The following is a 20,019-nucleotide window of genomic DNA, read 5'->3' on the forward strand; positions in this document are numbered from 1 at the left end:
CGGCGATGAGTGACGTTCACAGCGTGGCCTAGGTGCGCCGGGTTTGCCACCATCGCGCCAGCAGATCCCGTGGCGACCACTGACCCTGAAGCCAGGGTGCGAGCAGCCGCGTGGAGAGCGGAATGAACACGAACACCATGATCGGCGTGAGCGCCAGGGTGCTGGCCAGCACGCGCGGCACCAGCGGCCAGCCGGCGAGCCAGTCGCCGAACAGCAGCTGGAAGGCAAGCGAGATGGGGAAGAACGCCAGCCACACCGCCACCGCCTGCTTCCAGCGCGGGGTGGGCTCGACACCTTCCATGTGGAACCAGGCACCCAGACCCGTGGCGCGCTGCTCGCTGGGCGAGTCGAACAGACCCTGGCCGCGTTTGAGCCAGCCGCTGCGCGAGGCGGACTGCTGCCAGATCTCGAGGGTGTCGGGGTCGGCGAAGCGAAACACGATCTGGTACTCGTCGTCGCCTTGGGGCGGGGCGAGCACGCCGGAGCCGAGGTAGCCGGGAAAGTCCGCGGCCAGGTCGCGCCCCTCGTTGAGCCAGCGGTGGAAGTCGTGATAGCGGCCGTGGGCCACGCGGCGGGCCACCATCAGGGTAACGGGCGAGGTAGACATGGGTTATCTCCGGATCGAAAGCCGCCGGCCGGGTAGGCGGTGGCGAGCGCCCGGAGCGGGTGATCTCCGGGCGAGTGTCGCATTATAGAAGCAATTTCGATGCCAGGGGAGTCAGCGCGTGGCGCTTGCCACGGGGTCGCGGCGCTCGCCGCGCTGGAAAGCGCGCACGTGGCGGTAGATGGCGATGGCCTCCTCGATGGCGGCCACCTCGTCGTCCTTGAGCAACAGCGCCGGCGGACGGTGGCGGGGGTCGGCGAGCAGCGCGTTGACATCCAGACGGTAGCGCTCGAGCAGCGCCTCGAGAATCAGTCGCAGCCGGTACACGGCCAGCGCAAAGCGCTCCTGCTGCTGCCTGCGCCACAGCGCGTCGAGCGGATCGCTGGCGCTGTCGATGAGGCTTTTCAGGGTATTGCCGACCAGCGTCTCGGCCAGGTTCAGGTCGGGGATGACGCGAAGTACCAAGGTGTCGAGACTCATCGGCGCAACATCATGGCGGGAGTAAGGGGTCATGGCGAGCTCGATACGGGAGCGATGGCGCGAAAACGCCCCTGGTCGGTGAAGGTGAGTCGAAACACGCCGCGAACGCCGTCGCGTCCCACCACTCGGCGCAGCGCCTCGGCGGGAAACGCCACCCAGCGCCCGTCGACGCTGCGCGCCCGCACGCCCTGGTAGCGGCCTTCATAGTGCGCCAGGCATTCGCTGACGCTCAGGTCGAGGATCACGTCGATGGACGGCATGATCAGGGGCTACCGCGAGCCGGCGCCAGCGCCTGCCACTCGCGGCGCTCGGGCCAGCGGCGCAGCCATTCGGGCACCTCTTCGGCGGGCATCGGCCGGGCGATGCCGTAGCCCTGGGCCAGATCGCAGCCCAGCGAGAGCAGCGCCTCGGCGTGGGCCAGCGTCTCGACCCCCTCGGCGATCATGGGCTTCTTGAAGCGGTTGGCCATGTAGATCACGCTCTCGACGATCGCCATGTCGTCCTGATCGACAAGCATGTCGCGCACGAAACTCTGGTCGATCTTGATCAGATTCACCGGCAACTGGCGCAGGTGGGTCAGCGACGAGAAGCCGGTGCCGAAGTCGTCGATGGCGAACCCCACGCCCAGCGTCTGGCAGCAGGCCATGTTCACCAATGCCGACTGGGTATCGTGGATGGCTGCGCTCTCCAGCACCTCGAGCTTCAGAAGGCTGGGACAGACGTTGGGATGGGTGGCCAGAAACGCCGACAGCCGCTGGCTGAAATCCTTCACCAGCAGGTGCGACGGGCTGATGTTCACGCTCACCGGCAGCGCCGTGCCCGCCCTCTGCCACTCGGCGAGCTGGCGCAGCGCCTCGCCCAGCACCCACTCGCCCAGGTCGACTTCGAGCGGCGTGCTCTCGACGATGGGTAGAAACGCCGCCGGGGAGAGCAGGCCCTCTTGCGGATGCTGCCAGCGCACCAGCGCCTCGAGCCCGACCACCCGACCGCTGCGCATGTCGACCTGCGGCTGGTAAAAAAGGCGCAGCTCGTCGTTGTCGAGCGCGTCGAGAAAGCGCTGGCGCTGCTCGTTGCGCGCCTGCAGCAGGCGGTCCTGGTCCGGGTCGAAGAAGTGGTAGGTGTCGCGGCCGCGCTGCTTGGCGCGATACATCGCCTGGTTGGCATGGCGCAACAGCACGTCGCCCTGAGCGTAGTCGTCGGGGTAGAGCGTGACCCCGAGGCTCACCGTCAGGTAGATGCTGTGACCGTCGATCATCATGGGCTGGCGAATCGAGTTCAACAGCGCCTCGAAGTACGCCTCGTCCACACTGTGATGCAGCAGCAGCACGAACTCGTCGCCGCCCACCCGGGCCAGCACATCGTCGCCGAACAGCAGGTGGCTGACGCGCCGGGAGAAGGCGGCGAGCAGCGTGTCGGCGGCCTGAGCGCCCAGGCGCTCGTTGAGGATCTGGAAGTGGTCGATATCCAGCGAGCACACCGCCAGCGGCAAGTCTCTCGCCTCGGCGTGCTGGATCGACTCCTGGATCAGCTGGGTCAGAAGCTGGAGATTGGGGAGTCCGGTGAGCGAATCGAAGTAGATCTCGCGGTTGAGGTGGCGCGCGTGGGCGGGAATGGCGGAGAGATCGGACAGCACGATGACGTGGCAGGCCACCCGCCCCTGCTCGTCGCGCACCCGATTGGTCGACATCATCGCCGGGTAGAAGCGTCCGTCGTGGCTCTTGTAGCTCACCTGGCTCTTGCTGCGATCGCGCAGCTGAATGTCGCCCGTCAGGCGTGATGGCCGGCCATCCTCGAGCGCGAGAATGCTGAACGACTCGAGGCAGTGGCCGAGTACCGCAGCACGCGAAAGCCCCGTCAGCTCGCAGAACGCCGGGTTGACGTCGCTGATCCGGTTGGCCGCATCGGTGATGATGATGGCTTCATTGGCATGACCAAAAGCCGTTTCGCCGGGCGACAAGGCGGCGTTGGAGACGACGACCGACAGGGAGGCGTCGCTGGGCGGCGCAAGGTCGCGATGTTGCTGGGCCAATGACTGCTCCTTAGGCAGATCGAATAGCGGGCGGCGCGCGACGGTTGTTGTTGATGGAAAATCGCGCAGGCGCTTTATCGTCTTGCTCAACCGATATTCTTGCTCAACCGATATAGCGGTCATGCGTCTGGTGTCCGGATCATCAACGCACTTGGTGTGCGCTCGACTACTTTATCCGACAAGACCTGTACAGCGTTAGGTAGAATTCATTATGACCATAGCCCACGTCTATAGGCCACCCTTATTGGCTTTGTCCAAGCATCGCGATCGATCGAATTACCGAGTCATTGCTCGCTTCATGGTGCCAACGCCGCCGCACCGAGATAGCGCTTCTCCCAATACGCCACGTCCAGCGGCACGCTGACCACCTTGCGCCCGCTGCCTGGGGCATGGATCATCTGCCGGTCGCCGCGATAGATGCCCACGTGAGTCGCCTTCGAACCACTGCCGAAGAACAGCAGATCCCCCGGGCGCGGCGTATCGATGCCCGGCAGTGACCGGTACTGTTCGTCGGCGGTACGCGGCACGCGCATGCCGGCGGCGCGGTAGGTCATCTCGACCAGCCCCGAGCAGTCGAGCCCCTTCGGCGTATTGCCGCCGAACCGATAAGGCGTGCCGATGGCCTGCTGGGCATGGGAAAGAATCAGCGCGCGCTCCATCGAGATGCCCGCCACGGCGCCCGGGGCAGGCCCGGGCGCCGTGGCGATCTCCTTGCTGGCGCAGCCGGTCAGCAGCAACAGGGTGAAAAGCGCCGCGAAAGGGCGCATCAAAAAGGCGTGACGCGGGGCGAACAGCGAGAGAGCGTTGAACATGGAGCACTCGACCGGTGGCGTTTCGGGGTGCCCTCATCATGGCTCAAGGGCTTGCGATTCGCCACTGGATCATACACTTGGCGCGCTAGATCATGGCGCGGCGCACGCGTGCCGACATCCACTCGGAGACGATGACGGTGGCGAAGATCATCACGAAGATCACGCTGACCTGGCTCCAGGCAAGGCTGTTGATCGAGGCGTTGAGGGCCAGGCCGATCCCGCCGGCACCGACCAGCCCCAGCACGGTGGATTCGCGGATGTTGATGTCCCAGCGGTAGAGGCTGATACCGGCGAAGGCCGGCAGCACCTGGGGCAGCACGGCGTAGTTCATGACCTGCAGGCGGCTCGCCCCGGTGGCGCTGATCGCCTCGACCGGGGTCGGGTGGATCTCCTCGATCGCCTCGTACAAAAGCTTGCCGACGAAGCCGATCGAGCGCAGCGCGATGGCGATGATGCCGGCGAGCACGCCGGGGCCGACGATGGTGACCAGGAGCATCGCCCAGATCAGCGAGTTGATCGAGCGCGACGAGACGATGATCATGAGCGCAAGACTTCGCACCAGCGGGTGCGGCGTGGTGTTGCGCGCGGCCAGAAACGCCACGGGAAAGGCCATCAGCACGCCCAGTGCCGTGCCGAGGGTGGCGATGTTGAGCGTGTCCCACATGGGCCGCCAGAGCTTTTCGGCGTACTCCCAGCGCGGCGGCAGCATGCGCCCGAGCAGGTCGCTTCCCTGGCGGCCGGCGTCCTCCACGAACACCCACAGGGTGTTGTCGGAAATCACCTTCCAGCAGAGCAGAAACAGGCTCAGCCCGAAAAGCCAGGCGGCGAAGCGCAGCCACTGGGCGGCGGTGGTGCGCCGCTGCCACAGCGGCAGGCCAGCAGAGGAGGTCGAGACGGGCATGGCGAGATCCTTGAGCACGGCGGTTACTGGGTGAAGCGACGAACGTGGCTGGAGGCGTATTCGCTGGCAAGCACAATGGCGATGATGATCAACAGGATCGCCGCAGCGGTGCCGTACTCGTAGCGGCTGAGCGAGGTGTTCAGGGTCGCGCCGATGCCGCCAGCGCCGACGATGCCGATCACCGAGGATTCACGAAAGTTGATGTCGAGCCGGTACATCGACAGCCCGATCAGGCGCGGCATCACCTGGGGCTGGATGGCGTGATTCATCACCTGCCACCAGCCGGCGCCGGTCGCGCGCACCGCCTCGACCTGGCGCCAGTTCAGATCCTCGATGTCCTCGGCGAGCAGCTTGGCCATAAAGCCGACGGTGGCGAAAGCCAGGGTGATCATGCCGGCCAGCGGCCCGAAGCCGAACATCACCACGAACAGGATGGCGATGATGATTTCCTGAAAGGTGCGCGACACCGCGATGATGGCCCGGCACAGCGCGTAGATCGGCAGCGGCGCGATGTTGCGCGCAGCACCCAGCCCCACGGGAATCGCCAGCAGCACGCCGATCACCGTGGAGGTGAGCGTCATGGTCAGGCTCTCGATCAGCCCGGCGATGATGTCGCCCTGGCGACTGATGAAGTCCGGCTGCGTGAACGCCGCCAGGAAGTTGACCGCCCGCCCCGCCCCCTCGGCGACTCGCGCCCAGTTGACGTCGACGGAGCCCAGTGCCAGCACCAGGTAGGCGAGCACGGCCACCCCCAGCGCCCAGCGCCGCCCGGCCCCGGTGATGAACGGTTGTCGCCGCCACTGCCCCTGACGCGCTGCTCGAAGGCGTCCTTCGCTTGCGTTCAGGCTCATCGCACCGCCCCGCTCAGGGCGACATCGAACGCCCGGGGCGGCGCCGAGCGCTCCTCTGCCGGCTCCTCGGGCCCGACGCGGGTATCCCACTCCTCCTCGCCGTAGATGGTGGTGAGGATGTCGCTGGTCAGCTCGCTCGGGGCGCCGTCGAAGACGATGCGCCCGGCGTTGAGCCCGACGATGCGGTCGGCGAACTGCCGGGCCAGCGCCACGTCGTGGATGTTGATGATCGCGGCCAGGCCGCGCTCGGCACAGAGCTCACGAATCAGGCGCATGATCTGGCGTGAGGTCTTGGGATCGAGGCTCGCCGTGGGCTCGTCGACCAGCAGAAGCCTCGGGCTTTGCAGCAGCGCACGAGCGATGCCGACCCGCTGGCGCTGGCCGCCGGAAAGGGCGTCGGCGCGCTTGTCGAGGGCGTGATCGAGGCCGACCCGCTCGAGCAGGCGAAACGCCTCGCGCACGTCCTGCTCCGGGTAGCGGCGAAAGAAGCTGCGCCAGAAGCCGACGTAGCCCAGCCGCCCGGAGAGCACGTTCTCCATCACCGTGAGCCGGTCGACCAGGGCGTACTCCTGGAAGATCATGCCCATCGACCGGCGCGCTCGTCTGAGCCCGGCGCCAGAGAGCGTGGTCAGCTCGTCGCCATCCAGGCGAATATGGCCCTGGCTGGGTTCCACCAGCCGGTTGACGCAGCGGATCAGGGTGCTCTTGCCCGCCCCGGAAGGGCCGATCAGGGCCATCACCTGACCCTTGGGTAGCGCGAGGTCGATGTCGCTCAGGGCGCGGTCCCCGGTCGGGTAGCGCTTGCCGACGCCTTCGAGTGTGAGCATGGAAGTGCCTCGTCTATACGGCCTTCGGCCGGAAGGCGGGCTTCCGGCCGAAGGGGGCTGAAAGTGCGTTCAGTCGCAGTCGTAGGTCACGTCGGTGGCGTCGGCGATGGTGCGCACGACCGACCACTGATCGGCGTAGGTGATGGGAATGAACTGCGCCTCGCCGGAGTTGGCGAACTCCGCCTCGAGCGGTGTGCCTTCCCAGTCATAGCTGAAGAACGCTTCCTGGATCTTGTCGGCGAGTTCCGGGTCCAGGTTGTGGGCCAGACCGTAACCGGTGGTGGGGAAGGTGTCCGAGGTGTAGATGACTTCGTAATCGCCCTCGTCGATCACACCGCGGGCGAGCATCCGCGTGGCCACCGAGTTGGCGATGGCGGCGGCGTCGTAATCCTTGTTGATCACGCCCAGAATCGAGTTGTCGTGGGAGCCGGAGAAGGCCGGTTCGAAGTCCTCGCCCGCCTGCATGCCGTACTCGGAGCTCAAAAGTGCCGACGGCGCGCGAAAGCCGGAGTTGGAGGTTTCGGACGTGAACGCCAGCTGGCGCCCCGCGAGATCCTCGATCGCTTCGATACCGCTGCCCGGGTAGGTGATGATCTCCATCTCGTAGCCGTAGCTGCCGTCGTCGGCGGCCATCATGGCGAACGGCCGAAAGCCCCCGCAGTTCACGGCTACCGGCACGCCGCCAGTGTTGAAGCCGGCAATGTGCAGGCGCCCGGCGCGCAGCGCCTCCTGCTGGGCGGCGTTGGACTGCACGGGGAAGAACTGCACGTTCTTGCCGGTCGCCTCGCTCAGGTGGTCGAGAAAGTCCGCCCACACCTCGGCGTAGACCGCCGGATCCTCGACCGGCGTATAGGCGAACACCAGCGTGTCCGGGTTGACCCACTCGGCGGCGTCCTGGGGGACGTCGGCGACCATGTCGCCATCGTGGTCGGTATAGCGCGCGGAGAGATCCGCCGAGGCGTTCGTCGCGAGGAGGGACAGCGCACCACAGACGGCGGCGCTCACGAGGGTACGGCGTAGGGACAAGGTCGTCATGCATCACCCGAGACATGGTTGGAAGTCTCGCTATCCTGGCAAGCCAAGGTGACAGCGCCGCGACACTTGCATGACGCCTCGATGACGGCGGGCGCGGCGTCACCTCTTCTGCGCTCGACGAACAGGCTGTTGCCGGCGATCTTCTTGGCCTGGTGCTTGAGCTCGGAGAGCCGGGCGGCGATGTCGAGCGCCCGACAGCGGTCGTTTGCGCGCACCGGCTTGACCGCGATCGATACGCTCACCCAGGGGAAGAAGTCCGGCTCGCCGCGGCGGTTCTCCACGCTCACCCCGCCCTGGCGCTGGTGCTCCCTGGCGTAGAATCCTGGCGCCATCACCGCGAAGGCGTCGAGGATCTGGCGGCAGATGCCCTCCCACTGTTCGATGGGCAGCAGCATCATGAAGTCGTCGCCGCCAATATGGCCGATGAAACCGCCGGCGCTCTCCACCTGGGCCTGCAGAAGCCGCGACAGCGCGATGATCACCTGATCGCCCCGGGCGTAGCCGTAGGCGTCGTTGTAGGCCTTGAAGTTGTCCAGGTCCACGTAGGCCGCCGCGAAGGGCTCGCCCTTCTCCAGCGTGCGGGTCAGCGTCTCGTTGATGAGGATGTTGCCGGGAAGCCCCGTCAGCGGGTTGGCGTGGCGCGCCTGGCGCACCTGGATGGCGGTGATCTCGCGCAGCAGGTCGACGATGCTGCCCATGCCCAGGTACGCCCCGTGATCGACGATCACGAAATCCTCCTGCTCGATGTCGTGGCTGTCGGTGAGCTGCTGGCTGAGCACCTCGAGCAGCGTGTCCGCCTCGGCGATCAAGGGGCGCGCATCCGCCACTTCCAGCACCTTGCGCTTGGCGTAGAGCGCGTGGCTGTAGGGGTTGGTGAACAGCGTCAGAAAGGCGTTGCGGCGCACCACCGCCACCGGCCGACCCTCCTCGACTATCGCCACGCAGCGCAGCGCCGGTTGCTGGCGAAAGCGCTCGGCGAGCGCCGGGATCGAATCCCCGGGCGAAACGGTCTCGATGGCCCGGGTGATCGCCCGGGCGGTGCGCCCTGCTCCGCTCGCACCGCCCGCCGCAGGCAGCTGCAGGGCGAGCGTATGCGGCGGCTCCCGAGTGGGCCGCGCGAAATAGAACCCCTGCAGCAGCGAAAGCCCGCGATCAAGCTCCCACAGGCACAGGTGTTCCGCGGCGGTCTCGACCCCTTCGGCGATCAGCTGGCAGTCGAGGCTTCGCGCCACGTCGAGAATCGAGCGCAGGAACTCGCGCTTGGCGGGCTCCTGGTCGATGCCGGCGACGAAGTGGCGATCGAGCTTGACGAAGTCCGGGCGTAGCTCCGCCCAGTGGCGCAGGCTCGAATGCCCGGCGCCCAGGTCGTCGAGCGCCACCTGGAAGCCCATGTCACGGTAGTGATCCACCGCCTGGCGCATCAGCGCGTAGTCGTGGATCGGCACGTGCTCGGTGAGCTCGATCACCACCCGTTCCGGGGAGAGCCCGCTTTCGCGCAGAAACCCGAGCGTCAGTCCCTCCTCGAAGTCGCGCTCGACGATGGTCAGCGGCATCACGTTGAGAAACAGCCGCCCGGGCAGGTTGAGCTCGACGAAGCGGCGGATGGCGAGCTGGCGGCACTTGAGATCGAGTTCGACCAGAAGCCCCGCCTGCAGCGCCACGTCGAACAGGCGCAGCGGCGAGTGAAGCGGCGAGTGCTCGGGGCCGCGAATCAGCGCCTCGTAGCCGAACACTGCCTGGCGGTTGGCATCCACGATGGGTTGGAACAGCACGTAAAGCTCGTCGCCGTCGAGAATGCGGCTCAGCCAGTGGGCGTCTTGGGAAGTCATGGAGCGGGTGCCTTGTAGAGCGCCGTGGTGCGCTAACAGCCGATGAAAACGATCATCGCGCAGCTTGCGACATCGGGATGACACTTTCGTGACACGCTTCTCAGCGCCGCACCTCCGGCGGCGGGAAGCTCACCTCGCCGCCTCGGGCATCGAGCTGGCGGATGTCCTGCGGGCGGCCCTGCTCGTCCAGGCTGACCAGGCCGATGCCGCTGGCGTTGACCAGCCGCTCGCCGGCCCGGGCCCGGCTCGGGTCGCGCGGCACCACGGCGAGCTTGCGCCGCTTGGTGAAGCCGTTGAGCGGCGACCAGGGCGCGTAGAGCCAGCGGTTGAGTCGGTCGAAAACGTCGAGCAGCCGCGCCGGAAAGGTGTTCTTGATGCCGCTGGAGGTGATCTGCCACAGGTGCGGGGGGCGCGTCTGGCGGCGAACGACGATGTCATAGGCAAACGAGTAGTGCACGTCGCCAGAGAGGATCACGTAGTTGCCCGGCGTCTTCGAATGACACCAGATCTGCAGGAGCACGCTGGCCGCGCCGCGATGCGCCATCCAGTTCTCGGCGTCCACCACCAGCGGCTTGCCTGCGAGCGTGAAGAGCTTCTGCACCCCCTCGATCAGCTTCACGCCGAACATCGGCGCCGGCGAGACGATCACCGCGCCCTGGCAGTCGAGCAGCGCCTGCTGCATCTCCATCAGCGCCTCCCAGTCCATCAGCCCCGAGGGGCGCTTGGGGCTTCGCTCGCTGCGCCAGCGCCGGGTGCGGGTATCCAGCACGACGAGCGCCGGGGTGCCGGGCACCTGGAACTCCCAGCCCTGAAAGCGCAGCAGCCGCTCGATCAGCGCATCCTGGGTCGGGGCATCGAGCGCCTCGCCGCGCGTATCGAGCAGTTGGCTTGCGGCATCGACCAGAGGTGCGAGCTTGTCCGGGTCGTTGCCCCACCCCTGGCAGAGCAGGTAGGCGATCAGGGCGTTGCCGATGATGCGCTTGGAGAACGGGTGGCCGTAGGCGCAGCGCTCCCAGTCGGCGGTCAGGTTCCAGTCGTCGGTGACGTCGTGGTCATCGAAGATCATCAGGCTCGGCAGGTGCGCCAGCAGACGCGCGCACGGCGAAAGCCCCGCGACGAAGGCGTCCATCGTCGCCTGCTCCTGGCGGTAGGTGGCAGCATCCTGGTCGGCGAGCGCGGGCGCGGCCACCTCGATCAATCGCCAGGGCGTCGGCGACCATACCAGGCAGTACATGGCGAGCATCTCGGCGAGCGTCATCAGGTGGTTCGAGGCGTTGGCCGAGGTGAACACCGGCTTCTTCACCCCGCCGAAGAAGCGCTCCCGAAGTGCGGCGTTGCTGGTCACGTCCGGCAGCAGCTGCTCGCGGTGATAATAGGTCTCGGGGGCGGCGTAGAGCGCCTGGCTATCCGCCACCGTGGCGCCTTCGAGCCCCTCGTCGAAAAGCCCCAGCCGTGCGATCAGCGCGTGCACGGCGGCAAGCGTCGGGCCCGCCACGTCGTCCACGTAGACCTGATCGCCGGTCATCAAAAGCCACGCTGGCCATTCGCCGGGGCTTGCCTTGTGCTCGTCAAGCCAGGCGTCGGCGCGCACCAGCCCGTCCGGGGCAAGATGGTGGGGCTTGCGGCAGGAGCCATGCATCAGCCGGTGATGGCGCCCGGCAAGTACGAAGGCGGGCAGCGTCTCGCCCTCCTGGGCGAGCCAGGGCGCCCACTCGGCGATCGAGCGCGCAGCCCCCGGCGCGCCGATGCGCAGGTCGTAGCCAATGCGCAGGTCAACCGGCAGTGGTTCGTCGAGGGCGACGTCGACCAGGGCGATGAAGGCATGACAACCGATGGCGACGAAACGCGTCGACCCCGCCAGGTCGATCTCCCGCACCTTTTCGCCCGCCGGGTACAGCACAAGGGAAAGCGACAGCGGCCGTGAGGTGACCAGCCACATCACCAGCCGCTGCGGGGCGAGGCGGCGCAGCAGCGGGCCGACCAGCACCTCGGGCAGCGCTTGAGTAAACGATTCGGTACTAGCGTTCATGGCTCACCACCGGAAGCGTCAGGCAGACCTCGAGTCCGCCGGCGCCAGCGCGGGACAGCGCCATCTCGCCGCGATAGAGCGCGACCAGGTCCGCCACGATGGCAAGCCCCAGGCCGCTCTCCGAGCGCTGCTCGTCGAGTCGGGCGCCCCGGGCGAGCGCCGCCTGACACTGCTCGTCATCGAGCCCCGGACCGTCGTCGCTGACCCTAAGCGTCAGCGTCTCGCCTTGCACCTCGACGCTCAGCGTGACCTCGGCGCTCGCCCAGCGGATCGCGTTGTCCAGCAGGTTGCCGATCACCTCCTGCACGTCTTGGGCGTCCATGCGCACCCGGGGGCGCGCCTGCCAGCGCTGGTTCAGCGTGATGCCGCGCCGGGCAGCCAGCCGGGTGAGGCCCTCGAGCAGCCCGGCGAGCGTGGCGTCGAGAGCGATGGGAGAGAGCGCCAGGCCCTCGCCCGCTGCCGATGCGCGGGCCAGATGATGGCGCACGGCGGCGTCGATGCGGGCAAGCTCCACGCCCAGGCGCTCGCCGCTCTCCGGGGGAAGCTGCTTGAGCTGCAGGCGCATGACGGAAAGCGGCGTCTTCAGGGCGTGGGCCAGGTTGCCGGCAGTATGGCGGCCGCGCTCGATCAGGCGCTGATCGCGGGCGAGTACAGCGTTCATCGAACCCGCAAGCGTAGCGAGTTCCTCGGGCAGGCGGGTGTCCATGCGACTCGCCGCGCCCTTCTCGACCTCGCGCAGGTTGGCGTTCATGCGCCGCAGCGGCGCCAGCCCAAAGCGCACCTGCAGCGCCAGTACGCCGAGCAGCAGCGCGCCGAGGGCGAGCATGCCGAGCCATAGAAGCCCTTGGAAGCGCTGGATATCGTCGCGCAGCGTGGTCTCGTCGGCAGCGACGCTGACGTGCAGCGGTGCCGACAGCGGCGCCAGGTAGATGTCGCGCTCCACCACCCGCAGTGGCTGAGCACGCGGGCCGGTCACGCTGCGTGCGCTGACCTGACGGTTGTCGGTCACCGGCAAACGCTGATCCCATAATGAGCGCGACGCCAGCTGGTGCGCGCCCTGGTCGGTGATCTGCCAGTACCAGCCTGAGAAGACCTGGTCGAAGCGCGCATCGCCCAAGGCACTTCGATAGCGCAGCTCGCGGCTTTGCGGGTCGACCGAGACGCCGGCGATCACCACGTTGAGGGTGGCCTTCAAGCGTTCGTCGAAGGCAGCGACCGCCGAGGCGCGGTAGTAATGGGAGAGCCAGGCGCCGGCCAACGGCAGGACCAGGGCGATAATCACCAGCGCAGCAAGCAACAAGCGCGTGGCGATCGAACGACGCGCCCAGCGCCGAGCGAGGCGCGCGCGCTCAAACGCCATCCGGTGCCTCGGCCAGAAGCCGGTAGCCCTGGCCGCGCAGGGTGGCGATGCGCCAGGCACCGAGCTTGCGCCGCAGGCGGCTGACCTGCACGTCGATGACGTTGGAATCCGGCTCGTGGTCACGGTCGTAGACGTGCTCGGCGAGCTCGGAACGGCTCACTACCCGGGGCGCGGCGTGCATCAGGTAGCTCAGAAGCCGCGTCTCCTGGGCGGTGAGACTGACCGGGCGGCCGGCAAGCGTCACGTGCTGGGTATGGGTGTCGAGGCCAAGCTCGCCCACCTTGATCACCGGGTGGGCATGGCCGTGGGTGCGGCGCAGGATGGCGCGCAGGCGAAACAGCACCTCGGCGGCCTCGAAGGGCTTGGTGACGTAGTCGTCGGCGCCGGCGGTAAAGCCGGCAGCCTTGTCGGCCCAGCGCTCGCGGGCGGTGAGGATCAAGACCGGCAGGTCGATGCCGTCGTCGCGCCAGGCGCCGAGCCAGCGGGTACCGTCACCATCCGGCAGGCCGACGTCGAGGATCAACGCGTCATACACCTCGGTGCGCACCAGAAAGTCCGCCTCCTGACCGGCACCGACGACTTCGACCAGCCAGTCGCCCTCCTTCAACGCCTTGGCAAGCTCATCGGCCAGCGCCGCATCGTCTTCCACCAACAAACATTTCATGGTCGCCCTCCCTGGCGCGGTCACCTCACGCGCATCATCTCGTTGATACGCGCCCCCTCGATCTTCATCAACTGCCCGGTACGGGCGTCGAACTCGAACTCCACTACCTGCCCTTGGGGGCCGAGCATCTTGATCTCGTACTCGATCTCGTCGTCGTCGCGCTCCATCTCGATTTCGATTACCTCACCCAGGTAGCGCGCTTCCAGCCAGTCCAGCAGCTGTTCCAGACTCACCGCCTCGCCCTGGCGCACCTCGCCATGAAGCCCTTCCCAGTGCTGGTCTGCGTAGGCGCCGCTGGCCAGCACCCAGGCAGCGAGGGCGCCGGCGAAAAGTCGGCGGCGTAGCACAGGAAACGACAAATGAAGGTAGCGTATGCTCATGGCGCCAGCATGCCAAAGAGAACATGAATGCACCATGAACAGCGCCTTCAGGTTGGCGAAAGCTGCGCGCTGCTATAACGCTCTCAAGGCGTCGGAAGAACCGACGCACACCCTTTCTCTTGACCAGGAGCTAGCCATGACGACCATGACCAAGATGCTGACGATTCCGGCGACCGCCGTACTGCTCACCGCCGCGATGGGCAGCGCCCAGGCAGACAGCCTGGCGATGGATCGCCTCGATGAGGTCCTCGGCCACGCCGCCGACTACGGCTTCACCCATTTCGAGGAGATCGGCATCAAGAGCCGCAACCGCGCCGAGATCGAGGGCTGGCTCGACGATGAGTGGTTCGCCGACATCGAGTTCTCGCTGGACAACGGCGAAACTCTGCAGGAGGAGCGCGAGCGGCTGATTTCCGGCGCCTGGGGCATGAGCGAGGAGGACGTCCGACAGGCCTTCGAAGCGGCGCGCCAGGAAGGCATGACCGAGTTCGAGGAGATCGACATCGACCGCAGTGGCATGATCGACATTGAAGGACGCGACGAGAACGGCCGCGAGCTCGAGATCAGCCTGCGCCAGGGCTCCTTCGAGGTGACCGAGGTCGACCGCGACTGAATGGGCCCTGGCGGTCGGTTCCCCTTGCGAGGGTCGACCTTCAGCGGCAGTCCTGACAATTCCCCCGCGCCATGATCGCCTCGCTGATGCGCTCGACGCCCTGGCGGTATGCCGCCCGACGGTAGGTGATCTTCTCGTCCCGGGCGCGGGACAGCACCCGGCGCGCCTCGCGTTCGAGCGTCTCATTCAGGCGCCGGTCCACCTCCTCCTCGCTCCAGGCCTGGCCGGCGCGGTTCTGCAGCCACTCGAAGTAGCTGACGATCACGCCACCGGTATTGGCCAGCACGTCCGGCAGCACGTCGATGCCGCGTTTCTCGAGCGCGGTATCGGCGTCGCTCGTGACCGGGCCGTTGGCGATCTCGAGCAGTATCCCGGCCTTGACGTCGTCGACGTTGGCATCGGTGATCTGGTTCTCCATGGCGGCGAGTGCGAGCACATCGACCTCGAGGGAGAGCAGCTCAGCGCCCGAGATATTGTCGCCCTGGCGGCACTTGGAAAGCGCGCCGTGCTTCTGCTTTGCCTTCCTGGCGGCGTCGATATCGAGCCCTGCTTTCTTGTAGATGCCGCCGCTTGAGTCCGACACCGCCACCACCTTGTAGCCGCGCTCGGCAGCCTGGCGGGCGAAGTGGTAGGCCGCGTTGCCGAACCCCTGTACCGCCACGGTGGTTTCCTCGGGCTTGCGCTTCTCCTGTTCGGTCCATAGATCGAGCACGGTGAGGGCGCCGTGGCCGGTGGCCTCGACACGGCCTTGCGAGCCGCCCAGCGAAAGCGGCTTGCCGGTGATCGCCGCTGGCGCCCGGGCGCGCACGATATGCTCGTACTCGTCGACCATCCAACCCATCACCTCGGCATCGGTGTTCATGTCCGGCGCGGGGATATCGCGATCCGGCCCCATCACGTCGGCGATGGCGCGAACGTAGCCCCGCGCCAGGCGCTCACGCTCCAGCGACGAAAGCTGCTTGGCGTTGACCTGCACACCGCCTTTGCCGCCACCGAAGGGCAATCCCACGACCGCGCACTTCACCGCCATCCAGAAGCTCAGGGTGGTGACCTCGTGCTGATTGACGTCCGGGTGAAAGCGCACGCCGCCCTTGGCTGGGCCCAGGCTCACATCGTACTGCACGCGCCAGGCGGGAAACGTCTGCAGGCGGCCATCGTCCATGCGTACCGGCACGCTCACCTGCAGCGACAGCGCCGGCTGCATGAGGCGCGAGCGCGCGTCCGGATGGACGTCGAGCGCCTCGAACACCTCCTCGAGCCGTGAACGGGCATCGTCAAAAAGCGCCGCGCCGGTTTGCGGGGAGAGCGCCCGGGCCTCACCATGGGAGCGTCGGGTCACATCCTTCTTGGCGGTTTTCTGTTTCTTGGTCTTCGCATTGGCCATGAACACACTCCGTTGTATCGATGGGATCGTTGCCGCGAGGGGGCCTTGAAAGCGTAGCAGTCCGCGCTTGTTTCGCCCTCGTCTGATACAAGCAGCCTTAGGATGATGCCATGCGCACTGACGCCGTCGCTGAACCGCCTGCCGCGCCGCCCGAGACGGCCATCGAGCACGACCTGGCGTGGCTGCTGGACGCCCCGGACATCGTCGCCTTCGACGACTACGAGGGCCGGCCGAGCCGCGCGGAGCTCGGGCTTGCACCAACGCCGCCGGGCTGGAACGAGCGGCGTGCGAAGGCCGCCCGCACGCTGGCCGGCAAGCTCCCGACGCGCATGGGCCACTACCACGAGGCGCTGTGGCGGATCTTGCTGGACAACGCCCCGGCCACCCGACTGCTGGCGCACAACGTCGCGATACGCGAGCAACGGCGAACGCTGGGCGAGCTGGACCTGCTCTACCGCACCCTGGCCGACCCCGCCCCGATCCACCTGGAAGTGGCGATCAAGTTCTACCTGGGCTTGCCCGAGGGGCCCGGCGCGCTCGAAAGCCAGGACCGCTGGATCGGCCCCGGCGGGCTCGACAGCCTGGCGCGCAAGTGCGCCCACCTGGCAGCCCATCAACTGCCGCTTTCCGCCACGCCACTTGCCCGCGACACGTTGCAGCGCTTGCTGGCGCCGCGCGACGGCGCGGGCGACGAGGGGCTCGATGGGCTGACCCGGCGTCTGGCGATGCCCGGCGTGCTCTTCTATCCCTTTCACGCCTCGCTCCCCCCTCCCATACAGGCCAGTACTCATCACGAGCGAGGGCTCTGGTGCTACGCAAGCGACTGGGAAACCGTGCTGAAAGAGCGCATGCCGGCGCGCGTGGCGTGGCTGAAGAAGCCGTTCTGGCTTGCGCCGCCCAGTGACGACGCGTTCCTCGCGTCATCGAGCCTGCTGCCGGCGCTGACTGAGGCACTTGAACGATTCGGCCCCCAGCAAGTGATGCTGAGGGCCGAAGGAGAAGGGGGCGGTGAGGAGCGGGTGTTCATCGTGCCCGACGACTGGCCGCGCCAGATACCGCTGCCGCTTCCCGCCGCTAGACGATGACCAGATTGTCGCGGTGGATCAGCTCCGGGGCCTCGACGAAGCCGAGGATCGCCTCGATCTGGTGGCTGGGCTTGCCGGCAAGCCGGCGTGCCTCTTCGGCGCCATAGTTGCAAAGCCCTTTGGCGATGCGCCCGCCCTGCTCGTCGATGCACAGCACCATGTCGCCACGCTTGAAGCTGCCCTCTACCTGGCGAACGCCGACCGGCAGCAGGCTCGAACCCTTTTCGCGCAGCACGTTGACCGCGCCGGCATCGAGGGTGAGCGTGCCGCGCACCTGGAGCTGGCCGGCGAGCCAGCGCTTGCGCGCGGCGATCGGCGCCTGGTGGGGCCTGAGCAGCGTGCCCAGCATCTCGCCCGCCATGAGGCGAGTGATCACCCCGGGCTGTCGGCCGCTGGCGATCACGGTGACCGCGCCGGAGCGCGCGGCAAGCGTGGCGGCCCGCACCTTGGTGCTCATGCCGCCACGCCCGAGCGCCCCGCCGCCGCCCGCCACGGCGGCAAGCGCCGGGTCGTCGGCCTGGCCCTCGGCGATCAGGCTGGCCTTCGGGTTGTCACGCGGGTCGGCGTCGAACAGCCCCTCCTGGTCGGTCAACAGTACCAGCGCATCGGCCTCGAGAAGATTGGCCACCAGCGCCCCGAGGGTGTCGTTGTCGCCGAAGCGGATCTCGTCGGTAACCACGGTGTCGTTCTCGTTGATCACCGGCACCACGCGCAGCTCGACCAGCGTGCGCAGCGCCGAAAGCGCGTTGAGATAGCGCTTGCGGTTGGAAAGATCGTCATGGGTCAGCAGGATCTGGGCGGTCAGCATGTCGTGGCGGGCGAAGTGCTGCTCGTAGCACTGGGTCAGCCCGTTCTGGCCTACGGCGGCGGCGGCCTGGAGCTCGTGCACCGCGCTGGGTCGGGCCTGCCAGCCCAGACGCACCATGCCCGCGGCCACTGCCCCGGAGGAGACCAGCACCACTTCCACGCCGCGCCGATGCAGCTCGGCGACCTGGTCCACCCAGCCGCCGATGGCGGCTTCGTCGAGCCCCTGCCCGTCGTTGGTCAGAAGCGCACTGCCGATCTTGATCACCACGCGCCGCGCGCCGCTCAGCGCCTCGCGGCCCGGCAACTGCTCACGATGTTCCATCCCGCCCGTCTCCTGCCCCGGTTCTGCCGTCGCTCGTCCCATGCTGCCCCGCGCCCAGGCCGAGGCCTAGGGCGCGTACTCCACATCGACATCGTACTCGTCGTCGTCGAAATCGTCGTCATCTTCGGCGTCGCGTTTCTTGCGCCGATGGCCCAGGCGTGCCTCGGTGCGCGCCACGGCCTCCTCCTCCATGCGCCGGCGCATCTCCTGCTCGCGCTCGAAGGCCTCTTCGTCCTCGTTCTCGAGGCGCTGCTGCTCGGTGAGCCAGCGGTGGGCGGCCTGGACCAGCTTGTCGGTGCCTTCACTCGAGATCGCCGAGATCTGGAACACCGGCCCCTGCCAGTCGAGCGCCTCGATCACGGCGTTGGCGCGCGCCTCGCGCTCCTCTTCCGGCAGCAGGTCGAACTTGTTGAGCACCAGCCAGCGCGGACGCTCGGAGAGCGCCGGCGAGAACTGACCGAGCTCGCGCACGATCGCCTTCGCCGCCTCGACCGGGTCGGACTCGTCGAACGGCGCGATGTCGACCACGTGGAACAGAAGCCGCGTGCGGGTCAGGTGTTTCAGAAAGCGCAGGCCAAGGCCCGCACCGTCGGAGGCGCCCTCGATCAGTCCCGGCACGTCCGCCATCACGAAGTGCTCGTGCATGCCGAGCTTGACCACGCCCAGGTTCGGCACCAGCGTGGTGAAGGGGTAGTTGGCCACCTTCGGCTTGGCCGCCGACACCGAGCGGATCAGCGTCGACTTGCCCGCGTTGGGCATGCCGAGCAGGCCCACGTCCGCCATCACCTTCATTTCCAGGCGCAGGTTGCGCCGGTCGCCTTCGGTGCCGGGCGTGGTGCGCCGGGGCGCGCGGTTGGTCGAGGACTTGAAGTGGATGTTGCCAAGCCCTCGGCGGCCGCCTTCGGCGACCAGCACCACCTGGCCGATCTCGGTGACGTCGGCGATCACTTCGAGGGTGTCCTCGTCGATCACCGTGGTGCCGACCGGCACCTTGACGTGCAGATCCTCGCCCGCCTTGCCGCTCATCTGGCGGCCCATGCCGCCCTGGCCGTTCTCGGCCTTGTAGAAGCGCTGGTACTTGAAGTCGATCAAGGTGTTGAGCGAGTCGTCCCCGATCAGGTAGACGCTGCCGCCATGACCACCGTCACCGCCATCCGGGCCGCCCTTGGGCACGTATTTCTCGCGGCGAAAGCTCAGACAGCCGTTGCCGCCCTTGCCTGCCTCGACAATGATCGAGGCTTCATCGACGAACTGCATTGAATTCTCCCGGCCGCTTTCGCCGCCCTTTTCTTCCCCGCGCTCGCGCCGGGGTCTTGAACAGACAAAAAAGCCCCGCCAATGCGGGGCCTTTCTTGCGTGTCATCGTAGAAGCGCTACGCGCTTACTCGGAAACGATGCTCACGAACTTGCGGTTGTTCGGACCTTTGGTCTCGAACTGGACCTTGCCGTCGCTGAGGGCGAACAGCGTGTGGTCACGACCGATGCCGACGCCGGTGCCCGCGTGAAAGCGTGTGCCGCGCTGACGCACGATGATGTTACCCGCGGTCGCCGCCTGGCCACCGAAGAGTTTTACACCCAGGCGCTTGGATTCGGAATCGCGACCGTTACGCGTGGAGCCGGCTGCCTTTTTATGTGCCATCGAAATAGCCTCCTGATCGAGGGAAAGATCCGTTTAAACGGAAATTCCGGTGATTTTGACTTCAGTGAACCACTGACGGTGGCCCTGACGCTTCATGTGGTGCTTGCGGCGACGGAACTTGATGATAGTGACCTTCTCGCCACGGCCGTGGGAAACGACCTCGGCGGACACCTTGGCACCGCTGATCATCGGCGCGCCGATGTTGAAGTCGTCACCGTCGGCGACCATCAGCACTTCTTCGAAATCGATGCTTTCGCCGGTGGCGACTTCGATTTTCTCGAGCTTGAGGGTCTGGCCTTCCTGAACGCGGTACTGCTTGCCACCGCTTTTGATAATTGCGTACATGTCGCTCTCCGGACTTGTCGGTA

At 67.1% G+C, this 20,019-nt stretch carries 21 protein-coding genes; 2 read left to right on the forward strand and 19 right to left on the reverse strand.

Going from position 1 to position 20,019, the window contains the following annotated elements:
• Positions 1-28: 28 nt before the first annotated feature.
• From GEV37_RS04275 to GEV37_RS04340, 14 genes are all read right to left on the reverse strand, one after another.
• Positions 29-607 carry an antibiotic biosynthesis monooxygenase gene (locus GEV37_RS04275; protein WP_227388958.1) on the reverse strand — a complete coding sequence of 193 codons (579 nt, stop codon included), beginning with the start codon at positions 605-607 and terminating at the stop codon, positions 29-31.
• Between the two features lie 111 nt (positions 608-718).
• Complete coding sequence (locus tag GEV37_RS04280) at positions 719-1,117, reverse strand: hypothetical protein (protein WP_227388959.1); 399 nt, start codon at positions 1,115-1,117, stop codon at positions 719-721.
• On the reverse strand, positions 1,114-1,344 hold the full coding sequence (locus GEV37_RS04285; RefSeq protein ID WP_227388961.1) for a DUF2835 family protein: 231 nt from the start codon (positions 1,342-1,344) through the stop codon (positions 1,114-1,116). Before GEV37_RS04285 ends, GEV37_RS04280 begins: the two co-directional genes overlap by 4 nt.
• A 2-nt stretch (positions 1,345-1,346) precedes the next feature.
• A complete protein-coding gene (locus tag GEV37_RS04290) occupies positions 1,347-3,113 on the reverse strand; it encodes a putative bifunctional diguanylate cyclase/phosphodiesterase (protein ID WP_227388962.1) in 1,767 nt (588 codons plus the stop codon).
• 296 nt (positions 3,114-3,409) lie between these two features.
• On the reverse strand, positions 3,410-3,880 hold the full coding sequence (locus tag GEV37_RS04295) for a C40 family peptidase (protein WP_227389210.1): 471 nt from the start codon (positions 3,878-3,880) through the stop codon (positions 3,410-3,412).
• A 130-nt stretch (positions 3,881-4,010) separates the two neighbouring features.
• Positions 4,011-4,826 carry a phosphonate ABC transporter, permease protein PhnE gene (phnE, locus tag GEV37_RS04300; protein WP_227388964.1) on the reverse strand — a complete coding sequence of 272 codons (816 nt, stop codon included), beginning with the start codon at positions 4,824-4,826 and terminating at the stop codon, positions 4,011-4,013.
• Positions 4,827-4,849: 23 nt separating this feature from the next.
• Positions 4,850-5,677: a phosphonate ABC transporter, permease protein PhnE gene (gene phnE, locus GEV37_RS04305; protein WP_227388965.1), complete on the reverse strand. Its 828-nt coding sequence runs from the start codon at positions 5,675-5,677 to the stop codon at positions 4,850-4,852.
• Positions 5,674-6,504, reverse strand: coding sequence for a phosphonate ABC transporter ATP-binding protein (phnC, locus tag GEV37_RS04310; RefSeq protein WP_227388967.1), 831 nt, complete (start codon positions 6,502-6,504; stop codon positions 5,674-5,676). The genes phnE (GEV37_RS04305) and phnC overlap by 4 nt, the downstream gene beginning before the upstream one ends.
• 69 nt (positions 6,505-6,573) lie before the next feature.
• Positions 6,574-7,539, reverse strand: a complete 966-nt coding sequence (phnD, locus tag GEV37_RS04315) for a phosphate/phosphite/phosphonate ABC transporter substrate-binding protein (protein WP_227388968.1) — start codon at positions 7,537-7,539, stop codon at positions 6,574-6,576.
• Complete coding sequence (locus GEV37_RS04320; protein ID WP_227388969.1) at positions 7,536-9,368, reverse strand: bifunctional diguanylate cyclase/phosphodiesterase; 1,833 nt, start codon at positions 9,366-9,368, stop codon at positions 7,536-7,538. The genes phnD and GEV37_RS04320 overlap by 4 nt, the downstream gene beginning before the upstream one ends.
• Positions 9,369-9,468: 100 nt before the next feature.
• Positions 9,469-11,397, reverse strand: a complete 1,929-nt coding sequence (locus GEV37_RS04325; protein ID WP_227388971.1) for a metallophosphoesterase family protein — start codon at positions 11,395-11,397, stop codon at positions 9,469-9,471.
• A complete protein-coding gene (locus GEV37_RS04330; RefSeq protein ID WP_227388972.1) occupies positions 11,387-12,757 on the reverse strand; it encodes a sensor histidine kinase in 1,371 nt (456 codons plus the stop codon). The genes GEV37_RS04325 and GEV37_RS04330 overlap by 11 nt, the downstream gene beginning before the upstream one ends.
• On the reverse strand, positions 12,747-13,421 hold the full coding sequence (locus GEV37_RS04335) for a winged helix-turn-helix domain-containing protein (RefSeq protein WP_227388974.1): 675 nt from the start codon (positions 13,419-13,421) through the stop codon (positions 12,747-12,749). The genes GEV37_RS04330 and GEV37_RS04335 overlap by 11 nt, the downstream gene beginning before the upstream one ends.
• A 20-nt stretch (positions 13,422-13,441) precedes the next feature.
• Positions 13,442-13,801, reverse strand: coding sequence for a PepSY domain-containing protein (locus tag GEV37_RS04340; RefSeq protein ID WP_227388976.1), 360 nt, complete (start codon positions 13,799-13,801; stop codon positions 13,442-13,444).
• Positions 13,802-13,937: 136 nt separating this feature from the next.
• On the opposite strand from GEV37_RS04340, the gene GEV37_RS04345 reads away from it, so the two are divergent.
• Positions 13,938-14,414 (forward strand): PepSY domain-containing protein, encoded by a 477-nt coding sequence (locus GEV37_RS04345; protein WP_227388977.1) that lies wholly within the window; start codon positions 13,938-13,940, stop codon positions 14,412-14,414.
• Between the two features lie 40 nt (positions 14,415-14,454).
• Here GEV37_RS04345 and GEV37_RS04350 read toward each other — a convergent pair whose 3' ends face one another.
• Positions 14,455-15,798 carry a Glu/Leu/Phe/Val family dehydrogenase gene (locus GEV37_RS04350; RefSeq protein WP_227388979.1) on the reverse strand — a complete coding sequence of 448 codons (1,344 nt, stop codon included), beginning with the start codon at positions 15,796-15,798 and terminating at the stop codon, positions 14,455-14,457.
• Between the two features lie 110 nt (positions 15,799-15,908).
• Here GEV37_RS04350 and GEV37_RS04355 point away from each other — a divergent pair, with 110 nt between their 5' ends.
• Positions 15,909-16,883, forward strand: a complete 975-nt coding sequence (locus GEV37_RS04355) for a DUF1853 family protein (protein WP_227388981.1) — start codon at positions 15,909-15,911, stop codon at positions 16,881-16,883.
• Here GEV37_RS04355 and proB read toward each other — a convergent pair.
• The 4 genes from proB to rplU all read right to left on the reverse strand — a co-directional run bounded on the left by proB (position 16,873) and on the right by rplU (position 19,996).
• Positions 16,873-18,012 carry a glutamate 5-kinase gene (gene proB / locus GEV37_RS04360; RefSeq protein ID WP_227388982.1) on the reverse strand — a complete coding sequence of 380 codons (1,140 nt, stop codon included), beginning with the start codon at positions 18,010-18,012 and terminating at the stop codon, positions 16,873-16,875. The two genes, GEV37_RS04355 and proB, sit on opposite strands and share 11 nt — an antisense overlap.
• Before the next feature lie 66 nt (positions 18,013-18,078).
• Positions 18,079-19,269, reverse strand: a complete 1,191-nt coding sequence (gene cgtA / locus GEV37_RS04365) for an Obg family GTPase CgtA (RefSeq protein WP_227388984.1) — start codon at positions 19,267-19,269, stop codon at positions 18,079-18,081.
• Between the two features lie 124 nt (positions 19,270-19,393).
• The gene (rpmA, locus tag GEV37_RS04370; RefSeq protein ID WP_227388985.1) at positions 19,394-19,651 is read right to left on the reverse strand and encodes a 50S ribosomal protein L27; all 258 of its coding nucleotides are present in this window, start codon (positions 19,649-19,651) and stop codon (positions 19,394-19,396) included.
• A gap of 33 nt (positions 19,652-19,684) precedes the next feature.
• Positions 19,685-19,996, reverse strand: coding sequence for a 50S ribosomal protein L21 (gene rplU, locus GEV37_RS04375; protein WP_227388987.1), 312 nt, complete (start codon positions 19,994-19,996; stop codon positions 19,685-19,687).
• Positions 19,997-20,019 lie beyond the last annotated feature (23 nt).

The sequence above is a fragment of the Vreelandella malpeensis genome, assembly GCF_020622355.1.
In the GTDB taxonomy this organism is placed as follows: Bacteria; Pseudomonadota; Gammaproteobacteria; order Pseudomonadales; family Halomonadaceae; genus Vreelandella; species Vreelandella malpeensis.